The sequence below is a fragment of the Streptomyces sp. NPDC005017 genome (assembly GCF_042873115.1).
Lineage (GTDB): Bacteria > Actinomycetota > Actinomycetes > Streptomycetales > Streptomycetaceae > Streptomyces.
Window position 1 is genome coordinate 1 of sequence record NZ_JBIALD010000067.1, and the last position, 1,103, is coordinate 1,103.

General features: G+C 66.0%; 1 pseudogene. It reads right to left on the reverse strand.

Annotated features, from left to right (window positions below):
* Positions 1 to 22: 22 nt before the first annotated feature.
* A pseudogene (locus ACFYR0_RS37795) lies at positions 23 to 1,026 on the reverse strand (IS5 family transposase).
* Positions 1,027 to 1,103: the final 77 nt, after the last annotated feature.

The following is a 1,103-nucleotide window of genomic DNA, read 5'->3' on the forward strand; positions in this document are numbered from 1 at the left end:
TAGGGACTGTGTGATGTTGTGATCAACCAGTCGTCTTCAGCAGGTCGTTGATCCAGATCATCGAGGCGCGGAGGTGGAGGCCGGCGAGGTAACTCTCGGGTGTCTTGTCGTGTCGCGTCGCGATGCCCCGCCAGGCCTTCAGCTTGTTGATCAGACGCTCAACGGTGTTCCGTTCCTTGTAGAGACTCACGTCGTGGTGTGGGGGGCGGCCGCCCCGGCTGCCCTTCTTCTTCCGGTTGGCGGCCTGGTCCTTCTTCTCCGGAATGACTGCCTTGATGTTGCGTTTCCGCAGGTAAGAACGGTTCGCGCGAGAGGAGTAGGCCTTGTCCGCGGCGACAGCGCCGGGCCGGGTCCGGGGCCGGCCGACGGGCAGCCGGATGCGCACCTTTTGGAGGACCGGAACGAACTGCGGACTGTCGGCGGCCTGGCCTGCGGTCAGGACGAGGGACAGGGGACGGCACCTGCGGTCGGCGGCGAGATGAATCTTGCTCGTCAGTCCACCGCGAGATCTGCCGAGCAGAGCTTGCTTCAGCCGGAGCTTGCGCCGCCGCCTGATGCGCCGCCGCTCTTCGAGATTGGGGCCGTCATCGTCGTGTTGTCCGTTCTGTTCCGGCGGGCCGCCCCCTTTTGCCGGGCCCGCTCCTGCTCGACGGCGGCCTCTTCCAGGGCGTCCATGATCTCCTTGCCGATGCGCATCCCGGCCGCGTCGTGGTGGGCGCGGGCCGTGGTGGAGTCCACGCTGACCAGGGACAAGTCCGTCTGTCCCTGACGGGCGGCCTCGGCGATCAGGCCTTCGAGCAGTGCGGTGAATACGCCGGCGTCCCTCCATGCCCGGAAGCGGCCGTAGACCGTCGGCCACGGACCGAACTCGTCCGGCATCTCCCGCCACTGGCTGCTGGTGCGGAACCGCCAGATCACCCCCTCGAACTGATCCCGCAGCCGTTCGGGGTACGGGCCGTACTCGCCTATCGGCAGGAACGGCTCGATCAACTTCCACTGCTCGTCGGTGAGTTGCCTGCGCGTCACGATCGCCTTCCTACCCAATCCCCGTTACCAGGAGACCCGGATCGGCAAGATTGATCACGACATCACACAGTCCCTAG